The sequence below is a fragment of the Thiohalobacter sp. IOR34 genome (genome assembly GCF_030406045.1).
Classification (GTDB): Bacteria; Pseudomonadota; Gammaproteobacteria; order Thiohalobacterales; family Thiohalobacteraceae.
In genome coordinates, this window is record NZ_CP128988.1 from 2,772,659 (window position 1) to 2,797,397 (window position 24,739).

At 65.0% G+C, this 24,739-nt stretch carries 20 protein-coding genes; 4 read left to right on the forward strand and 16 right to left on the reverse strand.

The genetic code is table 11. The features are described 5' to 3' along the window. Nucleotides 1-73: 73 nt before the first annotated feature. The 3 genes from QVG61_RS12780 to aprB form a co-directional block, all read right to left on the reverse strand. Nucleotides 74-970: a YkgJ family cysteine cluster protein gene (locus QVG61_RS12780; protein WP_289931031.1), complete on the reverse strand. Its 897-nt coding sequence runs from the start codon at nucleotides 968-970 to the stop codon at nucleotides 74-76. A gap of 167 nt (nucleotides 971-1,137) precedes the next feature. Next, nucleotides 1,138-3,123, reverse strand: a complete 1,986-nt coding sequence (aprA, locus tag QVG61_RS12785; protein ID WP_289931032.1) for an adenylyl-sulfate reductase subunit alpha — start codon at nucleotides 3,121-3,123, stop codon at nucleotides 1,138-1,140. Between the two features lie 46 nt (nucleotides 3,124-3,169). After that, complete coding sequence (gene aprB / locus QVG61_RS12790) at nucleotides 3,170-3,637, reverse strand: adenylyl-sulfate reductase subunit beta (protein WP_289931033.1); 468 nt, start codon at nucleotides 3,635-3,637, stop codon at nucleotides 3,170-3,172. An 858-nt stretch (nucleotides 3,638-4,495) separates the two neighbouring features. Between aprB and QVG61_RS12795 the strand changes: the two genes are divergently transcribed. The 3 genes from QVG61_RS12795 to QVG61_RS12805 are packed head-to-tail and all read left to right on the forward strand — an operon-like array spanning nucleotide 4,496 to nucleotide 9,134. Further along, nucleotides 4,496-7,324: a molybdopterin oxidoreductase family protein gene (locus QVG61_RS12795; RefSeq protein WP_289932785.1), complete on the forward strand. Its 2,829-nt coding sequence runs from the start codon at nucleotides 4,496-4,498 to the stop codon at nucleotides 7,322-7,324. A 40-nt stretch (nucleotides 7,325-7,364) separates the two neighbouring features. Continuing rightward, a complete protein-coding gene (locus tag QVG61_RS12800; RefSeq protein ID WP_289931034.1) occupies nucleotides 7,365-8,096 on the forward strand; it encodes a 4Fe-4S dicluster domain-containing protein in 732 nt (243 codons plus the stop codon). 54 nt (nucleotides 8,097-8,150) lie between these two features. After that, complete coding sequence (locus QVG61_RS12805) at nucleotides 8,151-9,134, forward strand: DmsC/YnfH family molybdoenzyme membrane anchor subunit (protein WP_289931035.1); 984 nt, start codon at nucleotides 8,151-8,153, stop codon at nucleotides 9,132-9,134. Nucleotides 9,135-9,174: 40 nt separating this feature from the next. Here QVG61_RS12805 and QVG61_RS12810 read toward each other — a convergent pair whose 3' ends face one another. The 4 genes from QVG61_RS12810 to QVG61_RS12825 form a co-directional block, all read right to left on the reverse strand. Then, nucleotides 9,175-9,588, reverse strand: coding sequence for a redoxin domain-containing protein (locus QVG61_RS12810; protein ID WP_289931036.1), 414 nt, complete (start codon nucleotides 9,586-9,588; stop codon nucleotides 9,175-9,177). A gap of 572 nt (nucleotides 9,589-10,160) precedes the next feature. Further along, nucleotides 10,161-11,324, reverse strand: coding sequence for a sialidase family protein (locus QVG61_RS12815; protein ID WP_289931037.1), 1,164 nt, complete (start codon nucleotides 11,322-11,324; stop codon nucleotides 10,161-10,163). 597 nt (nucleotides 11,325-11,921) lie between these two features. Continuing rightward, on the reverse strand, nucleotides 11,922-14,012 hold the full coding sequence (locus QVG61_RS12820) for a TonB-dependent receptor (protein ID WP_289931038.1): 2,091 nt from the start codon (nucleotides 14,010-14,012) through the stop codon (nucleotides 11,922-11,924). A 65-nt stretch (nucleotides 14,013-14,077) separates the two neighbouring features. Continuing rightward, nucleotides 14,078-14,407, reverse strand: a complete 330-nt coding sequence (locus QVG61_RS12825) for a TonB family protein (RefSeq protein ID WP_289931039.1) — start codon at nucleotides 14,405-14,407, stop codon at nucleotides 14,078-14,080. A gap of 698 nt (nucleotides 14,408-15,105) precedes the next feature. On the opposite strand from QVG61_RS12825, the gene moaA reads away from it, so the two are divergent. After that, nucleotides 15,106-16,092: a GTP 3',8-cyclase MoaA gene (gene moaA / locus QVG61_RS12830; protein WP_289931040.1), complete on the forward strand. Its 987-nt coding sequence runs from the start codon at nucleotides 15,106-15,108 to the stop codon at nucleotides 16,090-16,092. 172 nt (nucleotides 16,093-16,264) lie between these two features. Here the strand turns inward: moaA and QVG61_RS12835 are convergent, their stop codons facing one another. The 9 genes from QVG61_RS12835 to QVG61_RS12875 all read right to left on the reverse strand — a co-directional run bounded on the left by QVG61_RS12835 (nucleotide 16,265) and on the right by QVG61_RS12875 (nucleotide 24,732). Further along, the gene (locus QVG61_RS12835; protein ID WP_289931041.1) at nucleotides 16,265-16,888 is read right to left on the reverse strand and encodes a NapC/NirT family cytochrome c; all 624 of its coding nucleotides are present in this window, start codon (nucleotides 16,886-16,888) and stop codon (nucleotides 16,265-16,267) included. A 45-nt stretch (nucleotides 16,889-16,933) separates the two neighbouring features. After that, nucleotides 16,934-17,380, reverse strand: a complete 447-nt coding sequence (locus QVG61_RS12840) for a nitrate reductase cytochrome c-type subunit (RefSeq protein WP_289931042.1) — start codon at nucleotides 17,378-17,380, stop codon at nucleotides 16,934-16,936. Beyond that, entirely contained in the window at nucleotides 17,377-18,285 is a 909-nt protein-coding gene (napH, locus tag QVG61_RS12845) for a quinol dehydrogenase ferredoxin subunit NapH (RefSeq protein WP_289931043.1), read from the reverse strand. Before napH ends, QVG61_RS12840 begins: the two co-directional genes overlap by 4 nt. Further along, complete coding sequence (gene napG / locus QVG61_RS12850) at nucleotides 18,282-19,166, reverse strand: ferredoxin-type protein NapG (protein WP_289931044.1); 885 nt, start codon at nucleotides 19,164-19,166, stop codon at nucleotides 18,282-18,284. The genes napH and napG overlap by 4 nt, the downstream gene beginning before the upstream one ends. A 7-nt stretch (nucleotides 19,167-19,173) precedes the next feature. After that, nucleotides 19,174-21,681 (reverse strand): nitrate reductase catalytic subunit NapA, encoded by a 2,508-nt coding sequence (gene napA / locus QVG61_RS12855; RefSeq protein WP_289931045.1) that lies wholly within the window; start codon nucleotides 21,679-21,681, stop codon nucleotides 19,174-19,176. A 1-nt stretch (nucleotide 21,682) separates the two neighbouring features. Beyond that, nucleotides 21,683-21,949, reverse strand: a complete 267-nt coding sequence (locus tag QVG61_RS12860; protein WP_289931046.1) for a chaperone NapD — start codon at nucleotides 21,947-21,949, stop codon at nucleotides 21,683-21,685. Then, on the reverse strand, nucleotides 21,946-22,458 hold the full coding sequence (gene napF / locus QVG61_RS12865) for a ferredoxin-type protein NapF (protein ID WP_289931047.1): 513 nt from the start codon (nucleotides 22,456-22,458) through the stop codon (nucleotides 21,946-21,948). Before napF ends, QVG61_RS12860 begins: the two co-directional genes overlap by 4 nt. Nucleotides 22,459-22,565: 107 nt before the next feature. After that, a complete protein-coding gene (locus QVG61_RS12870; RefSeq protein WP_289931048.1) occupies nucleotides 22,566-23,357 on the reverse strand; it encodes a sulfite exporter TauE/SafE family protein in 792 nt (263 codons plus the stop codon). A gap of 16 nt (nucleotides 23,358-23,373) precedes the next feature. Then, a complete protein-coding gene (locus QVG61_RS12875; protein ID WP_289931049.1) occupies nucleotides 23,374-24,732 on the reverse strand; it encodes an NAD-dependent succinate-semialdehyde dehydrogenase in 1,359 nt (452 codons plus the stop codon). Nucleotides 24,733-24,739 lie beyond the last annotated feature (7 nt).

Here is a 24,739-nt window from a genome sequence, read left to right on the forward strand (position 1 = left end):
TGTGAAATAATCAACACTCAATATTGTTGATTATTACCATAAGCAAAAGCTTATGGTTTGCCTGGCGCGCCGGCTACTCGATCGGCGCCGAATCGAAGCCACCCTCCTTGTCCTCCCAGCTCGCCTTCTGCGCCGCACGCGCCTCGGCCAGCGCCTTGAGACGCGCCTCGCGCGCCGCCAGGGCATCGGGATGGACGGGGATGCTCTCCTCGCCGAACAACACCTGCTTGAGGAATCGGAAGGCGAACTGCAGCAGCGCCTCGTCGTCCTCCAGCAGCCGCGCATACTCGTCCTCCGGCAGCACGAAGCTGCTGCGGAACCCTTCACTGCGCAGGAACTCGCGGAAGCTGTCCAGGTCGTAGCAGGCCATGAAGAACAGCTGCCGACTGCGCTTGGACGGGGTGCCCACGGTCGGTCCGGAGGATTTCTTCTTCAGAATCAGTTGCCGCCAGCCGCGTGCCTTGTCGTCATACTCGACCAGACCCTGTTCCTGACGGTATTCGTCGATGGTCAGCTTGCGGTCTTCCTGGTGCCCCAGGCAGTGGTCCTCCTCGACCAGGGCATAGTAGTCACGGTCGACATACTCGTCGGCGCGTCGCATGGAGAGCAGACCCACCGGATAGTAGCGGCAGGCGGTGGGCCGGTCTTCGTAGACGCTGCAGCCCTCCTCGGTCATGAAGCGGCAGGCGGTGCCATTGTCCACCGGCTTGAACTTGACCCCCGCCAGGCCGTCCTTCTCCATCTCGTAGGGCACCGTGTACTCGCGCAGGAACTCGCGCGAATCGATTCCCAGCCGGTTCTTCAGCCGCAGGATGTCGTAGGGCGTGAGGGTGATGTCGATGTTCTTGCAGCAGGCATTGAAACAGCCGATGCCCTTGTGACAGCTGAACTGGATGACATGGTCACCTTCGTACTGGGTCGGCGCCACCGGACTGGTGGGGAAGGGGGGATCACTGATTTCAACGCTCATCTCGATTACCTCAATGCAGTGGCTGGAAGCTGGGAGACGCTGGGCGATGCCCGCCCTACTTCCGACTTCTAGCTTCCAGCTCCTAGCTTCTGCCTTCTTGCTTCACAAAGAAAGAAACCGGGCGCCTCTCGACGCCCGGTCCCTCAAAGTGCCGTACTGTCCGGTAATTACTTGAACAGCTTGGACTTGTCGACAAGATCCACGTGGGCGCGCTTGAACACGGTCCACTTCTTGGCATTCTTGTCATAGATGGAGTTCACGAAGCACTTCCAGTTCTCTTCGTCGACGAAGTTCTTGTCCATGCGATAGTAGAAGCCCGGATAACGGGATTCCTCGCGGAACTGGATGTGTTTCATGTGGGCCTCGGCCGTCAGGATGCGGTGGTAGTTCTCCCAAGCACGCAGCAGCTCGTGCAGGTCCTTGGCGCGCATCTTCTCGGCGTCTTCCTTCAGCATCTCCAGCTTCTGCTCCGCCACTTCGAGCATGTGCTCGTTGGTGGTGTAGTAGGTGGCGACACCGGCTACATACTCGTCCATGATCTTCTGCAGGCGGAACTGCAGCATGCGCGGAGTGATGTAGTTCGGGTTGACGTCGATGGCCGTGGTGTAGTCCTTGTGCTCCAGGAAGTTGCGCACCGGCTTGTAGATCTCTTCCACCAGCTGGTCGACCGGGGTGTCCAGCTCAGGGGTCCAGTCCTTGTTGTCGAGGCAGAACTTGACCATGGCCTTGGCAGCCATGCGGCCCTCGGCATGGGAACCGGAGGAGAACTTGTGACCGGAGGCGCCCACGCCGTCACCGGCGGTGAACAGACCCTTGACGGTGGTCATGGAGCGGTAGCCCCAGTTCCAGCCCTTCGGCAGGTGCTCGGGAATGCCCTCGCCCAGCGCCTCGTCGGTCGGCGCGCCGACGTCGGTCGGACCGGACACCCAGATGCCGCAGCAGCCGGAGTGGGAACCCAGCAGGTAGGGCTCGGTCGGCATCAGCTCGGAGTTCTTCTTCTCCGGCTCGATGTTCTCACCGACCCAGATGCCGCACTGGCCGACGCACATGTCGAGGAAGTCTTCCCAGGCCTCGGCCTCGAGGTGCTTGACCTCGCGGGGGCTCAGGGTCTCGCGCAGGTTGGCCAGGGCGGTGACCGTATCCATCCAGATCGGGCCGCGGCCTTCGCGCATTTCCTTCAGCATCAGGTGGTTACGCAGGCAGGAGGCGGGGACGGCAGCCTGACCGTAAGGCGGATAGTCGTCCAGCATGTCCTTGTTGCGCTCCATGTAGACCTCGCCGGTGGCGTTGGTGGCCTTGGACTTGAAGAGCAGGAACCAGGCACCCACCGGACCGTAGCCGTCCTTGAAGCGGGTCGGCACGAAGCGGTTTTCCATCATGGTCAGCTCGGCGCCGGCCTCGGCAGCCATGGCGTAGGTGGAACCGGCGTTCCAGACCGGGTACCAGGCACGGCCCTGGCCTTCACCGACCGAACGCGGACGGAAGATGTTCACGCAGCCACCGGCGGCCAGCAGGCAGGCCTTGAACTTGTAGACGTAGACCTTGTGCTCGCGGACGGAGAAGCCGACGGCACCGGCGACGCGGTTGCTGTCGTTCTTGTCGTTGACCAGCTTGACGATGAACACACGCTCCTGGATGTTGTCCATGCCCATGGCCTTCTTGGCGGCCTCGGCAACGATCCACTTGTAGGACTCACCGTTGATCATGATCTGCCACTTACCGGAGCGGACCGGCTTGCCGCCGTCCTTCAGCGAAGGCAGACCCTCGGCGCCGTTGTGACGCTCACCGTTCTCGTCGGTCTTCCAGATCGGCAGACCCCACTCCTCGAACAGGTGCACGGACTCGTCGACGTGGCGGCCCAGGTCGTAGGCCAGGTCGTCACGGGTGATGCCCATCAGGTCGTTGGAGACCATGCGCGCGTAGTCGGCCGGATCCTGCTCGGAACCGATGTAGGTGTTGATGGCGGACAGACCCTGGGCCACGGCGCCGGAACGGTCCATGGCGGCCTTGTCGACCAGCTTGATTTTAAGGTCGGTACCCTCTGCCCAGCGCATGATTTCGAACGCGGCGCCGCAGCAGGCCATACCACCACCGATCAGGAGGATGTCGACTTCTTCTTCGACGACCTCAGGATTACCAAATTCTCCTGCCATTTCTTACAGTCCTCTTCAGAAATTCCAGATAATTAGGGTGTTGGGTTCAGAGACGGATCAGCTCGCTGCGATCGCCAGCACGGAAACCGTTTTCTTCGTTGAAGAAGCCGATCTCCTCGATCTTGCTCATGTCGGCAGCCGGCTTGCCCGCGTACGGATCGATGGAACCTTCCGGGGTGGTGCGGATCGGGAACTTGAAGCGCTTCAGCGTACCGTTGCGGAACTTGATGGTCCACATGATGGAGTCGGAACCACGCAGCGGCTGCACGGAACCGCCCAGCGGCACGATGTCGGCGTAGTGACGTGCCTCGATGGCCTGCTGCGGGCAGATCTTGACGCAGGAATAGCACTCCCAGCACTGATCGGGTTCCTGGTTGAAGGCCCTCATGGCATGACCGGTCTCGGAGCCGTCCTTGTCCAGCTTCATCAGGTCATGCGGGCAGATATACATGCAGGCCGTCTTGTCCTGACCCTTGCAACCATCGCACTTTTCGGTACGCACATATGTTGGCATGGTTTCTCTCCGTTCTACTTTAATGTCAACTTTCGGTTTGGTATCCCGCCGCCAGTGCAGCGACGGCCTTTGGAATTGGATCCCGCGGAACCCGGTGTCATCCGTAACGCCAAACGCGGCTGGCTACTCTGCCTCAGCGCCCGGCGCCCTACCTTGTCCTAGATCAAGTTCCGTGGTCTCAGATCCCTAAAAATCTTCGGATTCGTCGGCGTCTGGCGCACCGTCCGCAGGAAACCTGCCCAGCTGTGACGCACCACCAGCATTCCCGACTTTCTGCGGGGTGACTACCATATAGATTTACCGGCGGATTTCCAAACAGTTTTATCTTTAGCAATCATAAACAGGCCTTATTGATTTGCCCTGGCAAGGCGTTCAGACTAACCCGCATATTGCACGAAGGCGGCCTTGAAAGCGTAATTTTTCCGGTACTTATCAAGGCAGTGATTCCCTATGCGAGCAATTGTGCCCTGTTACGGTTTGTGCCTATTCGAGTTCAGACCAAATCTGGCGGCGCATTTTGCCCGATCCCCCTTGAACCATAGCTACGGCTATGCTTCTACGGGCGATCGAACAAACTGCTTGGCCAGATTTGCCCTGAAACTCGAATCCTTCGCGCAATATGCGGGCCAAGCGACTGTTTTACATTACATATAATGGAATGCTCATTAGAATATTATAATATTTTATGTTCATTTCAGAAATGTTGATTGGCAAGCGGCCGGCCGCTTGACTAGATTGCCCCCTCCCCCGAGGCCACTGACAGAATACAGCATGCGCAAATCCACCCCTCTGCACGACCCGCTCGACCGCTCGCTGGACGAGGCGGCACGCATCGAGGTCAAGAACACGACCTGCTACATGTGCGCCTGCCGCTGTGGCATCCGCGTCACCCTGCGCGACGGCGAGGTGCGCTACATCCAGGGCAACCCGGAACACCCCCTTAATAAAGGTGTGATCTGCGCCAAGGGCGCCTCAGGGATCATGAAGCAATACTCCCCGGCACGGCTCGGCACGCCGCTCAGGCGCAAGCCCGGCAGCGAGCGCGGCGCAGCCGAGTTCGAGCCGATCACCTGGGACGAGGCCTTCCAGATCATGGAGGAACGCCTCGGCCGCATCCGCCAGACCGACCCCAGGCAATTCGCGCTGTTTACCGGCCGCGACCAGATGCAGGCCCTGACCGGCCTGTTCGCCAAGCAGTTCGGCACCCCGAACTACGCGGCCCACGGCGGTTTCTGCTCGGTCAACATGGCGGCCGGCATGATCTACACCATCGGTGGCTCCTTCTGGGAATTCGGCGGACCGGACCTGGACCGCGCCAAGCTGTTCGTGATGATCGGCACCGCCGAGGATCACCACTCCAATCCGATGAAGATCGCGCTGTCCAAGTTCAAGCGCCAGGGCGGCAAGTTCATCTCCATCAACCCGGTGCGCACCGGCTATTCCGCCATCGCCGACGAATGGGTGCCGATCCGCCCCGGCACCGATGGCGCCCTGCTGCTGGCGCTGATCCACGAGATCATCAAGCAGGGCCTGTACGACCGCGACTTCCTGATCCAGTACAGCAACTCGGCGCAGCTGGTGAACATGGACGAGGCGAGCACCGAATACGGCATGTTCGTGCGCTTCGAGGTGCCGCCGGAGGAAGGCTGTTTCGACCCGCAGAACAAGCTGTGGTGGGACCGCGAGCTGAACAAGCCGATCTCCACCCACACCCCCGGCGCCGACCCCTACCTGCTCGGCGAGTTCCGCCTCGACGACGGCACGCCGGTGAAGCCGGCCTTCCAGCTGCTGGTCGAGCAGGTCGAGAACTACACCCCGGAGTGGGCCAGCGAGATCACCGGCATCCCGGTGGAGACCATCCGCCGCCTGGCCTACGAGATGGGCGTCACCGCCCGCGACCAGAAGATCGAGCTGCCGATCGCCTGGACCGACGTCTGGGGCAACGAGCACGAGTCCATCACCGGCGCCCCGGTCGCCTTCCACGCCATGCGCGGCCTGGCGGCCCACTCCAACGGTTTCCAGACCATCCGCGCCCTGTCGATCCTGATGTCCATCCTCGGCACCATCGACCGGCCTGGCGGCTTCCGTCACAAGCCCCCCTTCCCGCGGCCCATCCCGCCCTGTGCCAAGACCCCCACCGGGCCGGAGGGCGTGCAGCCCGACACGCCGCTGGCCGGCATGCCGCTCGGCTGGCCGGCCGACCCGGACGACCTGTTCGTGGACGACGAGGGCCAGCCGGTACGCCTCGACAAGGCCTTCTCCTGGGAGTACCCGCTGTCGGTGCACGGCCTGATGCACAACGCCATCACCAACGCCTGGCGCGGCGACCCCTACAGGATCGACACCCTGATGATCTTCATGGCCAACATGGCCTGGAACTCGGCGATGAACACCACCGAGATCCGCAAGATGCTCAACGACCGGGACGAGAACGGCGACTACAAGATCCCCTTCCTGATCGTCGCCGATGCCTTCCAGTCGGAGATGGTGGCCTACGCCGACCTGGTGCTGCCGGACACCACCTACCTGGAACGGCACGACGTGATGTCCATGCTCGACCGGCCGATCTCCGAGTTCGACGGCCCGGTGGACTCGGTGCGCATCCCGGTGCTGCCGCCCAGTGGCGAGTGCAAGCCCTTCCAGGAGGTGCTGATCGAGCTGGGCTCGCGCCTCGGGCTGCCGGCCTTCGTCAACGAGGACGGTTCACGCAAGTTCCGCGACTATCCGGACTTCATCGTCAACTTCGAGACCGAGCCGGGTTCCGGCATCGGCTTCCTGGCCGGCTGGCGCGGCAAGGGTGGCGAGAAGTTCATGAAGGGCGAGCCCAACCCCAAGCAGTGGGAGATGTACGAGAAGAACAACTGCGTCTTCCATTACGAGCTGCCCAAGTCCTACCAGTACATGCGCAACTGGAACCAGGGCTATCTGGAGTGGGCGCAGAACCACCGCCTGACGCGCTACGCGGAGCCGATCCTGATCCACGTCTACTCCGAGGTGCTGCAGAAATTCCGCCTCGCCGCCCAGGGCAAGAGCTTCGGCAAGCAGCCGCCGGATCATCTGCGCGCACGCATCGAGACCTACTTCGATCCGCTGCCCTTCTATCACGAGCCGCTGGAGACCACCCGCTCGGACCTGCACCGCTATCCGCTGAATGCCGTCACCCAGCGGCCGATGGCCATGTATCACTCCTGGGATTCGCAGAACGCCTGGCTGCGGCAGATCCATACCTACAATTTCCTGTACGTCAATCCGCAGACCGCTCGCGCCGCCGGCATCGGCGACGGCGAATGGATGTGGGTCGAATCCATGCACGGCAAGGTGCGCTGCCTGTGCCGCTATTCCGAGGCCACCGAACCCTTCACGGTGTGGACCTGGAACGCCATCGGCAAGGCCGCCGGCGCCTGGGGACTGGACCCGGCCGCCAACGAGGCGCGCAAGGGCTTTCTGCTCAATCACCTGATCAGCGAGGAGCTGCCGCCCGGCCAGGACGGCGAACACCTGTCCAACTCCGACCCGGTCACCGGCCAGGCCGGCTGGTACGACGTGCGGGTGCGCATCTACCCTCTCCAGCCGGGCGAGGCCGAGGTCAGCCATCCGCAGTTCGACCCCATGCCGACGCTTCCCGGCCAGAAACCGCACCGCGGCAACTGGCTGGCCTGGTTCGCCGGGCGCATGAAGCGCAAATGACGCACCCGCTGACGCTCAACCGAATCTCAGGTAGACATCCATGACCCAACTCGCCCTGGTAATCGATCTCAACGTCTGCGTCGGCTGCCACGCCTGCGTGACCAGCTGCAAGGAATGGAACACCTCGGGCACGGCCGGGCCGCTGCCCGACCAGCGCCCCTATGGGGAGGACCCGAGCGGCACCTTCTTCAACCGGGTGCAGACCTTCGAGGTCGGCTGCTTCCCGCACACGGAGACGGTGCACTTCCCGAAGAGCTGCCTGCACTGCGAGGACGCGCCCTGCGTGCCGGTCTGTCCCACGGGCGCCAGCTACAAGCGGGTCGAGGACGGCATCGTGCTGGTCGACTACGACAAGTGCATCGGCTGCAAGTACTGCTCCTGGGCCTGCCCCTACGGCGCCCGCGAGCTGGACGAGCAGCAGAAGGTGATGAAGAAATGCACGCTGTGCGTGGACCGCATCTACAACGAGGACTTCCCGGAGGCGGAGCGCAAGCCGGCCTGCGTGCTGGCCTGCCCGACCAGCGCCCGGCTGTTCGGTGACGTGCACGATCCGGATTCCGAGGTCTCGGTGGCGATCCGCGAGAACGGCGGCTATCAGCTGATGCCCGAATGGGGCACCCGCCCGGCCAACCACTATCTGCCGCGGCGCAAGACCCGTATCCAGATCCACGAGGACGAGCTGGAGCGGATCGACAACCCGCTGAAGTACGAAAAGCAGCACCCGGAGCGGATCATCGAGGAACCGACCCTGGACGACATCACCAGCTGGTAACCATCACCCCGCAGAACGCTGCGCGCCCGGCGCGCCATCCTGGAGAAAGAACGCATGCATCCCGCATTTTCCGTGATCTTCCTGACCACCCTGATCGGTGCCGGCCAGGGCCTGTTCCTGGCCCTGTACACCGGCGAGCTGTACTCGGCGGTGCGGGTCCTGCCGAGCCAGCCCGGCGCGGACTTCTATGGCAGCGGCAGCCTGCTCGCCCTGGCGCTGCTGGTCGCCGGGCTGGTCGCCTCGCTGTTCCATCTCGGCCGGCCGGAGCGCGGCTGGCGCGCCGCCGCCCGCTGGCGCACCTCCTGGCTGTCGCGCGAGGTGATCGTGCTGCCGGCCTTCATGGCCATGGTCTTCGTCTACGGCCTGATCCACTTCACCGGCTGGGACCCGGTGTTCTTCCACATCGGCCGCCAGGCGGACATCGCCATCGACCTGTCGATCCTGGTCGGCGCCGTCGCCAGCGTGCTGGCCTTCGCCCTGTTCGTCTGCACCGGCATGATCTATGCCGCCATCAAGTTCCTGCAGGAATGGGCCACGCCGCTGACCGTCATCAACTATCTGCTGCTCGGCTCGGCCAGCGGCTTCACCCTGGCCACGGCCTATGCCGCCTTCTGCGAACCGGCACTGACGGCCTTCTATGGCGCCTGGGCCATCATCCTCACCCTCGCCGCCCTGGTCTCGCGCAGCGCCGCGCTGCTGCGCAACCGGCGGCTGCGTCACAAGTCGACGCTGCAGACCGCCATCGGCATCCGCCACACCCAGATCGTGCAGAAGGCCCAGGGGTCGATGGGCGGCTCCTTCAACACCCGTGAGTACAACCACGGCCGCTCGCCCAGTTTTCTCACCTCGATGATGTGGATCTCGCTGCTGATGGCCTTCGGCGTGCCGCTGCTGCTGCTGGCCATCGGCCTGACCCCGCCGGCGCCGCTGGTGCTGACCTTCGCCTTCCTGTTCCAGTACCTGGGGCTGCTCGCCGAACGCTGGCTGTTCTTCGCCCAGGCGCGGCATCCGCAGAACCTCTACTACCAGACCGTGTAGGCAGGCGGACGCGGCATTCGGGGTCGGCCCGGCTCGATGTTCAGGGCCCCTTCAGCCAGGCCTCGACGAAGCCGCGCTGCGGAAGACCACTGACCGCCCGCTCCACCCGGCCGGCGCGCAGGTAATAGGTCCGCGGCAGCTCGCCACGCCAGGCGGGATCCACGGCGTGGCGCAGTCGCTGGCTGTGCGGCTCGCTGAACAGCCAGGCGGCCGCCCACTCCAGCCCCAGCTCGGCGAGCAGCGCCTCCACCTCCGCCGCCGCGGCCGGCCCGTCGGTCGACACCAGGACCAGATCCAGCCCCGGATGACGCCGCTTCAGCTCGGCCCACATCGCCAGTTCCCGATAGCAAGGCGGACAATCCAGCGACCAGAAGGCCAGAATGAAGGGCTGGCCCTGGCGCGACTCGACCACGCCCGCATAGCTCTCCGCCAGCCACCAACGCGGTGCCGCCATCGCCATCTGGCAAACACCCAGCAGGGCGACTAGCCCGCATATTGCACCAAGGCGGCGTGCATGAATGGGGTTCGTGCTGTAATACAGGGACGATATGGCCATGAAAGGTACCTTGGGCGGGTTACGGTTTGTGCCTATTCGAGTTCAGACCAAATCTGGCGTCGCATTTCGCCCGATCCCCCTTGAACCATAGCTACGGCTATGCTTCTACGGGCGATCGAACAAACTGCTTGGCCAGATTTGCCCTGAAACTCGAATCCTTGGTGCAATATCCGGGCTAGCCCGGATATTGCACCAAGGCGGCGTGCATGAATGGGGGTCGTGCTGTAATACAGGGACGATATGGCCATGAAAGGTACCTTGGGCGGGTTACGGTTTGTGCCTGTTCGATGTCAGGCCGACTCTGGCTTCGCATCCTGGGTGATCCTCCTCAAGCCATAGCAACGGCTATGACTCTTCGGACGATCACCCAGGCTGCCTTGCCAGCCTCGCCCTGAGCATCGAATCCTTGGTGCAATATCCGGGCTAGACAGAGGTCCGTCAGCCACAGGCGGCAGCGCCTCGGGGCCACCCTATCTGAACTCCAGCAGCCGGTAACCCGTCTCGCGGGTCTGCCAGGAAAGCCAGGCCTGGCCGTCCCGGGCCACCAGGAAAGGGTAGTCCGCCTCACCGGGCGCCTCGGCCAGCACCCGGGCCGCCTCCCAGGTCTCGCCGCCGTTGCCGGAACGCATGCCGAGAATGCGACTGCGGCTGCCGTCGAACTCCCGCCAGGCCAGGTAGATCTCCCGGCCGATGGCCAGCAGGGCGGGATGCCCGGCCGCACGCCGTTCGTCTCCGAATGGCAGGGGCCGGGACAGGCTGCGACCCTGGTCGGCGCTGTGCGCATAGAACAGGCCATGGTGTCGGGGCCCATTGTCGAACCAGGCCAGATGATAGACGGCGTCCGCATCGACGCTCAGCGCCGGCCCGTGATGGGGACAGGCGTCGATACGCCATTCGTCGAAACTGACCCGGCGCGGCGTACCGGGCCGGTCGGGCGCCTCCAGCTTGAGCAGGGCATGGTCGCGGACATTGTCATCGAAGATATGCCGCCACATCACCACCGGCAGGCCGTCGCGGTCCAGCGCCATCGCCACCCGGCAGCACTCGCAGCTGTGCCCGGCCAGGCGGCGATCGGGCTGGAAGCTGCTGCCAGCATCGTTGGACCAGCTGTAATAGACGGCGGCCCCGCGGTATCCACGCCCCGCCGCCTCGGCATCCGCCCGGTCACGCTTGTCCAGCCAGGCGATGAACAGCTGGCCACGGTCGTTGACCGCCAGGACGTCGAAACGGTGACCGATCGGCCGCCGGTCATCGTTGACCGTCAGCGGCTCACTGAACGTCCGCCCGCCGTCCAGCGAGCGGCTGAAGCGGATGTCACCGCTGAAGCGCCGCCGGCCACGCCGCGTCCAGGAGACGAAGATCCGGCCTTCGCCATCCACCACCAGCTTGGGGCGGTTCTCGCCATGAGCGGCAACCGGCTCGGGCACAGGATTGACCACCCGGGGTGGACCGAAGCCGGTCGCCGGATCCGCCGCCTGCTGCACATAGACATGACCGTGCTGCGCCCAGGCCAGCCAGATCCGCCCCTGGCGGTCGACGAAGGGCGTGACCGTCCGCGCGCAGGCCAGGCTCGCAGGCTGCGCGACATCGGCACAGGGATCGTAGCCGGGCCGCGCGAAGGCGGCGCCGGCCATGCCTGCCAGAACCCAAAGCAGCACTAGCCCGGATATTGCACCAAGGCGGCGCGCATGAAGGAGGTTCGTGCTGTAATACAGTGACGATATGGCCATGAAGGATCCCCTGGGCAGGTTACGGTTTGTGCCTGTTCGATGTCAGGCCAAATCCTTGGTGCAATATCCGCCAATCGCGGCCGGGAGGCCGCTCTACAGGGGTGTGGCGGAACCTCTGCCCCATGTAGGAGCGGTCGCCAGGCCGCGACCGGGTTGCCCGCCAAATCGCGGCCGGGAGGCCGCTCCTACAGGGGTGTGGCGGAACCTCTGCCCCATGTAGGAGCGGTCACCAGGCCGCGACCGGGTTGCCCGCCAAATCGCGGCCGGGAGGCCGCTCCTACAGGGGTGTGGCGGAACCTCTGCCCCATGTAGGAGCGGTCGCCAGGCCGCGACCGGGTTGCCCGCCAAATCGCGGCCGGGAGGCCGCTCCTACAGGGGTGTGGCGGAACCTCTGTCCCATGTAGGAGCGGTCACCAGGCCGCGATCCCCGGCAGGTCCAGCCACACCATCATCCGGGCTCCTGATGCAATATGCGAGCGCCTGCATGCGCCCTCCAGCGCCTCACAGGAACCGGTACTTGAGACCCAGGTACAGGGTCCGCTCCAGGCCCGGCGAATACTCGAAGCGCTCCGGCCGACCCCAGGCCGCCGCCTTGTAGCTGGCGGTGGTGGCGTAACGCTGGTCGGTAAGGTTCATCACCCGCCCATGGAACTCCAGCTGTTTGCTGACCGGGTAGTTGAGACGCAGGTTGAGCAGACTGTGCCCCTTGTACTTGTAGGTGTTGGCCTGATCCATCCAGTACTCGCCGAGGCGCACCACCTCGAGCTCGACCCGGCCGTCGTTGAGAACGGCGGCCCGGTAGTCCAGGCGTGCACTGGCCATCAGCCGCGGTGCCGATTCCATTTCCTTGCCGCTGAAGTCGGTGCTGCCCACCGACCATTCCTCATAGGTGTGCTTGGCGTAGGAGGCGGCGACATCCACATTCAGACGCGAACCCAGGGCGCGCGCCAGGCGCAGTTCGACACCGCGATGCAGGGTCTCGCCGGCATTGACCGAGAGCCGCGCCGAGGTGACCGGATCGCGGTAGGTAAGGATGTCGTCCTTCTTGCTCATGCGGTAGACGGACAGCTCATAGTCGAGGCGGCCCACAGTGCGCCCGCGCACGCCGATCTCGTAGCTGTCGACCTTGATCGGCTCCAGCTCGACGGTGTTCTCCGCCCGCCCCTGGCGGAACAGCTGGCTCTCGGACGGCACCCGGAAGGCATGGCGGTAGGAGACGAAGCCGTTGAGCTGCTCATTGAAGCGCCAGGTCGCACCCAGCTTCGGGCTCAGATGATCGAAGTCGACCCTGGTGCTGGCCGGCCGGCGATGGGAGCCGGTGGTCAGCTCGCCCAGCTTGTTGTCGTAGTCGTATTCGGCATTGTCGTAGCGCAGGCCGGCGGTGACACGCAAGCGCTGCAGCGGCGAGAACTCGACATGGGCATAGGGCGAGATGCCGCGGTAGCTGACGTCGTAGTCGTAGATCAAGCTGTCCAGGGTATAGCTGACATAGGTCTTGCCATCGGCGGCCAGGGTCGGGTTGATGGCATGCTCGGTACGGCCACCCGGGCTGTAGTCGACGTCCAGGCCGACGATGACCCGGGTCTGCATGGGCTCCAAGTCACGCCGGTACTTGACCAGCACGCCGAAGGAATCGTTGCGCGTCTCGTATACCGTGGGATCGTAGCTCAGCGACCAGTTGGGCAGCAGCTCCATCACGTTGTGCCGCAGGTAGGGGGTGACGCTCAGCAGGCTGTCACTGGTTTCCTTCTCCCAGGCCACCGAGAAGCGCGCCGCCTGCACCTCGCGATAGGAGATCGGCGTGTAGTTGAGGGTCGGGTTGTTGTGATAGTCGTCCAGCAGCAGACGCGAGCTGCCGGCGGTCTGCTGGTCGATGTTGGACAGCGCCAGCACCGTCTTCAGGGTGGCGCCGCTGTCGAGGAAGGCATCCCAGCGCAGGGTGGCGCTCTGCCGGTCGTAGTCGGTGGCATCGCGCCAGCCATCGGTGTGGCTGAGATTGAGATCGGCGCGCACCCCGCCACTGTCCCAGCCGGTGCCGCCGGAGGCCAGCAGCCGCGCCCAGCCGTGGCCGCCGCCCTCCAGGCCGAGTTCGGCCTCCGGGGCTTCAGGCGCGGGACGGGTCATGACATTGATCACGGCACCGATGGCGTCGCTGCCATAGAGCGCCGTGCCCGGCCCCTTCAGCACCTCGACACGGTCCGCCTGGGGCACGTTGACCTCGTACAGGGCATTGTGATTGAAGAAGCCGGTGGAACGGGTCGGTATGCCGTCCTCCAGATACAGATACATGGGCTTGGTGGTGATCGGCTGGCGGATCGCGGTCATGTGGCCCTCGCCATTGGTCACGTTGACATGCACCCCGGGGATGCGCAGCAGCAGCTCGCCGGGATGGGCCGGACGCACCTCGTCGATCACCGCGGCATCGACGGCATCGATGGTGGCCGGAATATCGGCCACCGGTACCGCCTCGCGGGTCGCGGTGACCGCGATCTCGGGCAGCGGCTCCGCCGCAGCGCCCGCGAGAACACCGCCACAGACGCCGGCCGACAGGACCGGGAACAGGACGTATCTGGAAACAGCTTTGTGATTCATCGACTCTACCTTTTTGTTTTGAACAACTTGTTTTAAACAACAGGAAAAAACGTCGAACTCCCTTTCTAGTCCTGACGCAATTCGAAGCGCATCCGGTATTCCACCCGCCGGGGGAGGCGCATAGCGGCCGGCGGCCGCGGCAGGGGCAGGGCCTCCTGCACCGCCTGACGTGCGGCGTTGCGCAACAGACGCGCGCCCCCCGTCAGTTGCAGATCGCGCACCCTGCCATCGGCGAGCAGTTCGAAGCTCACCTCCACCTCGCCCTCCAGAGCCCGACGTCGCGCGGCACGGGGATAGAACTTGTGGCGCTCGATATGCGCCAGCAAGCGGGCCAGATAGCTCGTCTCCGCATCGGCCTCGGCAGCCGGCGCCGCGGGCGGCGGCGCTTCAGGCACCGCCGTCGGCCGCTCGACGGGCACCTCCGCCGACCGTGACGGCTGCGAAACCCGCGGCGGCTGCCTGACCGGCTCGGGCGCGGGGCGCGCGGGCCGCGGCGCCGGCGGCCGATGAGCCCTGGGCCGGGGCTGCGCAGCGGGTTGCTCCGGCTCGACCGGCCTCGCCCGCGCAACGGCCCGTGGCGCCGCTTCGGGTAGCGGGCGCCGCGGTGCCGGCGGCAGCCACTGCAGGCGGATCGACTTCGATTCGGCCGCCGTCCTTGGCACCGGACGGGGGCCGTCCCTGTCCGCCCAGTACCCGTAGACGAACAGATGCAGTGACACCGACAGGACCAGCGCCCCGGCGAACACGGCCCCTTCATCCAGCTGCCAGCGCATGGACACGGTAACAACGGCTCTCCTCGGCCCGGCCCTTGCCGCCGGGTGAGCCCCTCTGCAGCAAGAAGGGGGCCAGACTTTATTTCCTGCCAAATCAGCAGGATAGAAGGCTCGCGTCAGAGAAGGGCAGGGCATATGCCCCAGGCTTGCGGGCAAAAGCCGCAGCCAGGATGGGGGACCGATGGGCGGAGACTGGACCCGTCGGCCCTCGGCACCCATAATCCAGAGACGGGGCAGCGGGGCGGATTTGATCTCGATCAAGGGGTCGGCCGGCAGCCAGGGGGTATGCTCTGACCTGGATTCGGGGGAATGCAGCAGGCATGACGACACAACTCACAGACCGACTGGGTCGAAAGATCGAATACCTGCGCCTGTCCGTCACCGACCGTTGCGATCTGCGCTGCTTCTACTGCCTGCCCAAGGGCTTCCGCGACTTCGAGCCACCGGACGAGTGGCTCGACTTCGACGAGCTGGAACGGGTGATCGCTGCCTTCGCACGCCTCGGTACCCACCGGGTCCGTCTCACCGGTGGCGAACCCCTGGTGCGCAGGAATCTGCCCGAGCTGGCGGCACGCCTCGCCCGGCTGCCGGGCATCGACGACCTATCCCTCTCCACCAACGCCACCCGCATGGCCCGCCATGCCAGCGAGCTGCGCGCCGCCGGCGTGTCACGCATCAACGTCAGCCTCGATTCCCTGCAAGCGGAACGCTTCCGCGAGATCACCGGTGGCGGCAAACTGGAGAAGGTCATCAACGGCCTGCGGGCCGCGCGTGATGCCGGCTTCGCCCCGATCAAGATCAACATGGTGGTGATGAAGGGCGTCAACGATGATGAGGTGGAGGCCATGGTCGAGTTCTGCATCGAGCACGGCTTCACCCTGCGCTTCATCGAGACCATGCCGGTGGGTGACACTGGGCGCCGCGCCAGCGACCATTTCCTCGATCTGCAGGAGGTGAAGGCACGCCTCGCCCGCCGCTTCGAGCTGCTGCCGGGGATGATGCCGGGCGGCGGACCCGCGCGCTATGTGCAGGTGGCCGGCAGCGACTTGCGCATCGGCTTCATCACCCCCATGTCCCAGCATTTCTGTGACACCTGCAACCGGGTGCGGCTGGCCGCCGACGGCACCCTCTACATGTGCCTCGGTCAGAGCCACAGCTTCGCGCTGCGGCCGCTGCTGCGCGGCGGCGCCTCCGATGCCGAGCTGGAGGCGGCCATCCGCCAGGCCATCGACATGAAACCGGAACGCCACGAATTCATCGACAAGCCCGGCCAGGTGATCCGCTTCATGTCGATGACCGGCGGCTGATCGGCCAAGCGCCTGGCCTTCGTTTTCTATTGACCGCGCCGGGTGGTGGTGCGCAGTGCGCACCCTGCGGCTGCTCCAAATGAAAGGGGCGGTCGCGCACAGCGACCGCCCCCTGACTTCCAGCTTCTGACTTCCAGCTCCTGAATTCTGAATTCTGGATTCTGACTCACCCCTACCCGTTGCCGATCACCGCCGTCGGGTTCTCCTCGTGCATGTCCGGCAACTGGTGGGCAATGCCCTTGTGGCAATCGATACAGGTCTTGCCTTCCTCCAGACCCTTGGCATGCTGGTTGACGGCACGTCGCCCCTGGTAGGTGAAGTCCATCGACTTGTAGTCGTGGCAGTTGCGGCATTCGCGCGAATCCGTCTTCTTCATGGTCTCCCAGACGTGACGCGCCAACTCCAGGCGCTTGGCCTCGAACTTCTCGCGTGTGTCGATGGTGCCCAGCACCTTGTGCAGCAGCTCGTTGGAAGCCTGAATCTTGCGCACCACCTTGTGGATCCATTCCTTGGGCACATGGCAGTCCGGGCAGGTGGCTCGGACACCGGTGCGGTTGTTGTAGTGAATGGTGTTCTTGTACTCCTGATAGACGTTGTCCTTCATTTCATGACAGGAGATGCAGAACGTCTCGTTGTTGGTCGCCTCCATGGCGGTATTGAAACCACCCCAGAAGATGATGCCGGCCACGAAGCCAATCGCCAGGATGCCGCCCAGGGTATAGGTGGCAGAGGGTCGCCGCAGCGCGGACCATATCCGGCACAGGAAGCCCTTGTTGTCGCAGTTTGAATCAGCCATGTCTGTTCGCCCTTGTTCAGCCCGTCAGGTGGAATCGCTACACGCTCAATGCCCGGTGAGTGCCCGCACCGGCTCGAAGGTGTTGTCGACCAGCGGCTTGGCGTTGACCTGCGGCACATGGCACTGGGTGCAGAAATAGCGCCGCGCAGAGACATTCGCCAATACGTTCTTGTCGCGGTCCTCGAAGTGCGTCTGGCTGATCTTGGTCGCACCGGCCTCCTTGTAGTTGGCCCAGCTATGACAACTCAGGCATTTATTGAACTTGCGATTGATCTGGTAGCCCTCAATCTTGTGCGGAATCAGCGGCGGCTGCTGCACGTACTCGCGATCGAACACCTCGCCGTCCTTGCGATACTGCTTCATGGCCGGCACCTTGGATTCCTCGGTCAGATCCTGCGCCCCGCGCAGGGAGGCAAGTTCAGACACCGCCAGCGACGCGTACCCCCCAAGCGCCAAGGCAAGACCCAACGCCGTTACAATCGACTTTTTCATGATAAGACCTCCGTCTTTCCAGACAGCGACAGATGCGCAGATGGTTTGATTCGGTTGTTGAATCGGGTTGAAAACTCGAACACGTCCTCGGCACAGACATCGATGCAGCGCCCGCAGTTGGTGCAGTTGGCCGAGAATATCACCGGCCCGACACCCTCGGCGGCCCCCTTCAGGGCCGGGCGGATAACCTGCGGTTCGGGACAGACCGCAAAGCAGTCCATGCAGTCGTCGCAGGCCTCGCGCCGCGCAGCGCTGACCCGCAGCAGGCTGTAGCGGCCGAGCAGGCTGTAGAAGGCGCCGACCGGGCACAAATGGCCGCACCAGGCCCGCCGACTGACCAGCAGATCGAGCAGGAAGACGGCCAGCACCACCAGCCAGGCCAGCCCCATGCCGAAGATCAGGCCGCGGTGCAGCATCGATACCGGATTGACGAACTCCCAGGCGACGCTGCCGGTCAGCGCGGCCAGCAACAGGGTCATACCGAGGATCCAGTATCGTGCCTGACGTGACAGACGCGAGGCGCCACTGATCCCAAGCCGTTCGCGCAACCAGTGGGCGGCATCGGTAACCAGGTTCACCGGACAGACCCAGGCACAGTAGGCACGTCCGCCGACCAGCAGATAGAAGACCAGCACGATCAGCGCACCGATGGCGGCCGACAGTTCCGGCCAATGCCCGCTAAGCAGCGACTGCAGCAGCACATAGGGATCGGTCAGCGGCAGCACGTCCAGCGTCAGGCTGGAATTGAGATTGCCCTTGACGATCCACACCCCGGCCAGGGGCCCGAGCAGGAACAGCGCAAGGATGCCCAGCTGGCTGAGCCGGCGCAGCAGCAGCCACTTGCTGGCTCCCAGGCGTCCCTTGCGGGCCAGCGCCTCCTGTCCCGGATAAGCCTGCCGCCTCACGGCTGCTCCTCCTGCCGGCGGTTGAGCTGCTTCAGGGGATCATCACCGAATGGCGTCTCCGGCGGCGCGGCCTGCTCATCGTAGATGACCTTGCCGCTCTGATAGTCATAGTGCGCACCCTCCGGCAAGTTGAAGCGCCGCTGGGTATCCGGCGTGACCAGACTCCGGCCGGCCTTCTCCTTTTCCTGCCAGCCAAGGCGATAGTGCCGGCCCAGCTCACCCTTGGCCAGGCGCAGCGGGAACACCTTGATCGCGGCCTGCTCGAGAATGCAGGCCTCCTCGCACTTGCCGCAACCGGTACAGGCGTCGGAATGCACCACCGGGATGAACAGGGCATGGGTGCCGGAGCGCGGATTGTGGCGCAGCTCCAGGCTGATGGCCTTGCCGCGTACCGGGCAGATGTTGTAACAGACCTCGCAGCGCAGCCCCTGGAAGGCGATGCAAGATTCCTGATCGACCAGCACGGCCAGCCCCATACGCGCCTGGTCGATGTCTTCCAGAGCATGATCCAGGGCGCCAGTCGGACAGGCCTTCACGCAGGGGATGTCCTCGCACATCTCGCAGGGCACCTCGCGGGCGATGAAGTAGGGCGTGCCGGTGGCCACGGATTCACCCAGCTCGGCCAGGCGCAGGGTATCGTAGGGACAGTCGCGCACGCACAGGCCACAGCGGATGCAGGCACCGAGAAAATCCGCCTCGGCCAGCGCGCCCGGCGGACGGATGGCCTCTGCCGGCAGCGAGGCTGCCTGCCGCGAATAGAGGCCGACCCCCAGACCCAGCAAGGTGACACCGCCCACCGTCCTGGCCAGATCGGCCAGGAAACGGCGGCGGCCAGCCTGCCGCGGCGCACGACGCACCTGCTTGGTCCGGGGTTCCGCCATCACGACCTCAGGCCTTCACCACCTTGACCGCACACTTCTTGTAGTCCGTTTCCTTGGACAGCGGGTCGGTGGCATCCAGGGTGACCTTGTTGATCAGCCGGCCGGCATCGAACCAGGGCACGAAGATCAGCCCCTCCGGCGGCCGGTTGCGGCCGCGGGTCTCGACCCGGGCGACGATCTCGCCACGGCGGCTGACCACCTTGGCCGGCAGGCCGCGGCGCAGGCCGCGCTTCTCGGCGTCCTTGGGATGCATGAAGATCACCGCATCGGGGAAGGCGCGATACAACTCCGGCACGCGGCGGGTCATGGAACCCGAGTGCCAGTGCTCCAGGATGCGGCCGGTGCACAGCCAGAGATCGTACTCGTTGTCGGGACTCTCCGCGGGCGGCTCATAGGGCGCAAAGATGATGTTCGCCCTGCCGTCCGGCTTGCCGTAGAACTGAACCTCCTTGCCTGCCTCCACGTAGGGATCGTAACCCTCGCGATAACGCCACAGGGTCTCCTTGCCGTTGACCACCGGCCAGCGCATGCCGCGCACCCTGTGGTACTGATCGAACTCGCCGAGGTCGTGGCCCTTCTTCGGCCCCTGGGTGCCGAAGATGCGGTATTCCTCGAACAGCCCCTTCTGGACATAGAAGCCGAAGTGCTCCATCTCGTCGTTGTCGTAGACGTTGCCCCGCTCATCGGTAACGGTCTGCTTGGGATACTTGTCCACCTGGCCGTTGCGATAGAGGATGTCGTACAGGGTCTTGCCGCGGTATTCCGGCTTCTTCGCCAGCAGCTCCTCGGGCCAGACCTCCTCGACCTTGAAGCGCTTGGAGAACTCCATGATCTGCCACAGATCGGACTTGGCCTCGCCCGGCGCCCTGACCTGCTGACGCCAGAACTGGGTGCGCCGCTCGGCATTGCCATAGGCGCCTTCCTTCTCGGTCCACATGGCGGTGGGCAGGATCAGGTCCGCCGCCTGCGCGGTGACCGTCGGATAGGGATCGGAGACGACGATGAAGTTCTCCGGATTGCGATAGCCCGGATAGCTCTCCTCGTTCATGTTGGCCGCCGCCTGCATGTTGTTGTTGCACATCACCCAGTAGGCGTTGAGCTTGCCGTCCTTGAGCATGCGGTTCTGCAGCACGGCATGGTAGCCCGGCTTGGGCGGGATGGTACCCTCCGGCAGCTTCCAGACCTTCTCGGCGAAGTCGCGGTGCGCCTTCTTCTTCACCACCAGGTCCGCCGGCAGGCGGTGGGCGAAGGTGCCGACCTCACGCGCCGTGCCACAGGCCGAGGGCTGACCGGTCAGCGAGAAGGGGCTGTTGCCGGGCTCGGAGATCTTGCCCATCAGCAGATGCACGTTGTAGAGCAGGCCATTGACCCAGACGCCACGGGTGTGCTGGTTGAAACCCATGGTCCAGAAGGAGGTCACCTTCCTGTTCGGATCGGCATAGACCTTGGCCAGCCGCTCCAGCTGGTCGGCCGGCACGCCGGACAACTCGGCGGCATACTCCAGGGTATAGGGCTCGACCGACTTGGCATATTCCTCGAAGCTGATCTTGGAGAGCTTGCCCTTGCCCGGATTCTTGGCCTTCTGCTCCAGCGGATGCTCGGGCCGCAGGCCGTAGCCGATGTCGGTCGGCGTCTTGGTGAAGTTGACGTGCTTGTCGATGAAGTCCTTGTTGTAGGCCTTGTTCTGGATGATGTAGTTGGCGATGTAGTTGAGGATCGCCAGATCGGTCTGCGGCCTGAACACCATGCCGTTGTCGGCCAGCTCGAAGCAGCGGTGCTCGTAGGTGGAGAGCACGTGCACCTCGCAGCCCTCCCGGGTGAGCCGCGTGTCGGTCAGGCGCGACCAGAGGATGGGGTGCATCTCGGCCATGTTCGAACCCCAGAGCACGAAGGCATCGGCATTCTCCAGGTCATCGTAGCAACCCATGGGCTCGTCGGCGCCGAAACCACGGATGAAGGCACCCACCGCCGAGGCCATGCAGTGCCGGGCATTGGGATCGATGTTGTTGGAACGGAAACCGGCCTTGTACAGCTTGGAGGCGGCATAGCCCTCCCACACCGTCCACTGGCCGGAGCCGAACATGCCGACCGCGGTCGGCCCCTTCTTCTTGATGGCCGCCTTCCACTTTTCGGCCATGACATCGAAGGCCTCGTCCCAGGAGACCGGCTCGAAGTCGCCGTTCTTGTCGAATTTGCCGTTCTTCTTGCGCAGCAGCGGCTGGGTCAGACGGTCCCTGCCGTACATGATCTTGGACAGGAAATAGCCCTTGATGCAGTTCAGGCCGCGGTTGACCGGTGCATCCGGGTCACCCTGGGTGGCCACCACCCGGCCGTCGCGGGTACCGACCAGCACACTGCAACCGGTGCCACAGAAACGGCACGCCGCCTTGTCCCAGCGAATGAACTCCTTGTTCTTCGGCAGGGCCGTGCTGACGCCGGGCAGGGTGATGCCGGCCGCCGCCGCGGTCGCCGCCACGGCATTGGACTTGATGAAGTCACGCCTGGTCAGTTTCATCTCAAGCCTCCTGTTCGATGGATTCGTTGATCAGTTCATCATCTTCAAACTGGTGATAGACCATGGACGCCGCGATCACACCCGGCAGGTCCTGCATCCGATCCACGGTACTGGCCGTGGCCCGGTCATCGGCCTGCTCGACCGTCACGATCAGACGGCCGTCCTCGGTCGTGGCGTGGACCTCCACACCGTCCAGCTGTTCTAGGGCTGTCTGCACCAGCGCCACCTTTTCGGGGCGCGTGCGCACCAGCACACCGGATATGTTCATGCCACCGCCTCCTCCGGATTGGTTTCGGGATTGCACACTCGAATGGCGCGTGTCGGGCAGGGTGCGACACAGGCGCCGCAACCGGTACAGGACGCATCGTCGATCTGCGGCAGGGCCGAGCCACCGACCACCGGCCGGAAGCGGATGGCCTGCGCCTCGCACAGCTCGCCGCAGGTCCGGCACACCACCCCCTGCCGGACCAGGCAGTGCGCCTCGATACGGGCGCGCAGCGCCCAGGGTTCAGGCTGTGCCGGCTGCAGCGCACCCGTTCGGCAGGCCTCGACACAGGCGCGGCAGAAGTTGCATTCGGCGCGCAGGAAATCGACCTCGGGGAAGCCGCCCCGCCCGCTCACCAGGAGGCGCTCGCTGCAGGCCGCAAGACAGTCGCCACAGCGGGTGCAGCGCTCGACGAAGGCCGCTTCGGGCAGCGCCCAGGGGGGACGCTGCGGGCTGCGGCGCGCCTTGAAGTCGCCGCGCAGAAAATCGAATCGGTTGATAGCCTTCGCCATGGACTTACCTCCGAGCGTGCCGTCACTATCGACCTATACCCGCAAGACCCGCATTGATATAAGTCAAACCTATAAGCACATTAGGAAAAACTAACTTTTGTACTTGGTTATTGCCACAGACCGAGCATCCGCGCCCCCACCAGAGCCAGCACCAGGGCGAATCCCCGCTTCAGCAGGCGGGTATCGAGGCGATGGGCGAGGGCCGCGCCCAGGGGGGCGGTCAGCATGCTGGCCAGGCTGATGCCCAACCAGGCCGGCCAGTGGATGTAGCCGCTGCTCCATGGCGGCAGGTCCGGCGCATCCAGCCCGGCGAGCCAGAAACCGGCGGCACCGCTCAGGGCGATCGGCAGGCCGGCCGCGGCGGAGGTTCCGACCGCACGCACCAGGGGCACGCTGCACCAGATCAGGAAAGGCACGCTGAGGGTGCCGCCGCCAATGCCGAGCAGAGCCGAGACGCCGCCGATCAGGCTGCCGGCCAGGAACAGGCCGGCGGCACCCGGCAGATCCCGGTGTGGCCGATAGCGCGCCGCCAGCAGCATCTGCAATGCCACCAGCAGCTCGAAGACCCCGAAGAACTGGCGCAGACCGTCGGTCGGCAGCCGGTCCGCCAGCCAGGCGCCGCCCAGCCCGCCGAGCACGATGCCCGGCAGCAGGCGTCCCAGCACCCCGGTGTCCACCGCACCGCGCCGGTGATGGGCCCGCAGCGAGGCGAGCGAGGTGACCACGATGGTGGCCAGCGAGGTGCCCACCGCCAGATGCATGAGATGGTCGCCGCCGAGGCCCTGGCGGGCGAACAGCCAGGCCAGCACCGGCACCAGCACCAGACCCCCGCCGATGCCGAACAGGCCGGCCAGCAGCCCGGCCAGCGCGCCGCTGGCGAGATACAGCAGAGCGTCCATCAGGCGCGGGCGGCGCTCAGCGGATCCAGAGCGTCTTGACGTTGACGAACTCGCGGATGCCGTGCCAGGACAGTTCACGCCCGTAGCCGGAGTGCTTGATACCGCCAAAGGGCAGACGCGGGTCGCTCTTGACCATGCCGTTGACGAAAGCGGCGCCGCATTGCAGCCGGCGGGCCAGGCGTTCGCCACGCGCCTCGTCGAGCGTCCAGACACTGCCGCCGAGACCGAAGGGGCTGTCGTTGGCGATGCGCAGGGCCTCGCTCTCGTCGGCGGCCCGGATGACGATCGCCACCGGGCCGAACAGCTCCTCGCGGTAGGCCCGCTGGCCGGGGGCCACCCGGTCGATGATCGAGGCCTGGTAGAAGGCGCCGGGCCCGGGTTCCGGCTGGCAGCCGGTCACCGCCACCGCGCCCTGGGCCAGGCTGTCGATCACCTGCTGATGCAGCTCGTCGCGCAGGTCGTGGCGGGCCATGGGCGCCAGGGTCACCGTCTCGTCCAGCGGATCGCCGCTGCGCAAGGCCTCCACCGCGGTCTTGAAGCGTTCCAGGAAGGCCTCGGCCACCGGCTCGACGACGATGAAGCGCTTGGCGGCGATGCAGCTCTGTCCGGCGTTGAGGAAACGCGAGGCCACGGCCGTGGACACGGCCAGATCGAGGTCGGCATCCTCGAGCACGATGAAGGGGTCGGAGCCGCCCAGTTCCAGCACCGTCTTCTTGATGCTGGCACCGGCCGCCGCGGCCACCGAACGTCCGGCCGGCTCGCTGCCGGTCAGGGTCACCGCGGCCAGCCGCGGATCCTCGATCACCCGCGCCACCCGCGATGCCGGGATCAGCAGGGTGCGGAACACCCCCTCCGGCAGCCCGGCGTCACGGAACAACTGCTCGATGGCCAGGGCACAGCGAGGCACGTTGGAGGCATGCTTCAGCAACCCGCTATTGCCCGCCGCCAGGGCCGGTGCGGCGAAGCGGAACACCTGCCAGAAGGGGAAGTTCCAGGGCATCACCGCCAGCACCGTGCCCAGCGGCTGATAGATCACCCGGCTGCGCCCGGCATCGGTCTCCACCGGCTCCTCGGCGAGGAACGCCGGGGCCTGCTCGGCATAGTAGTCGCATACCCAGGCACACTTCTCGATCTCCGCCCGCGCCTCCTTGATCAGCTTGCCCATCTCCAGGGTGATGAGTCGCGCCAGCGACTCCTGACGCTCGCGCAGCACGCTGGCGACACGGCGCAGCAGCTCGCAGCGTTCGGCGATCGGCCGCGCCGCCCAGTCAGCGGCCGCCACCGCGGCATCCTCCAGGGCATGTTCCAGCTGGGTCTCGTTCCAGGGTTCGACGCTTTCGAGCACTTCACCGGTGGCCGGGTTGATCGACTTCATGTCTTCT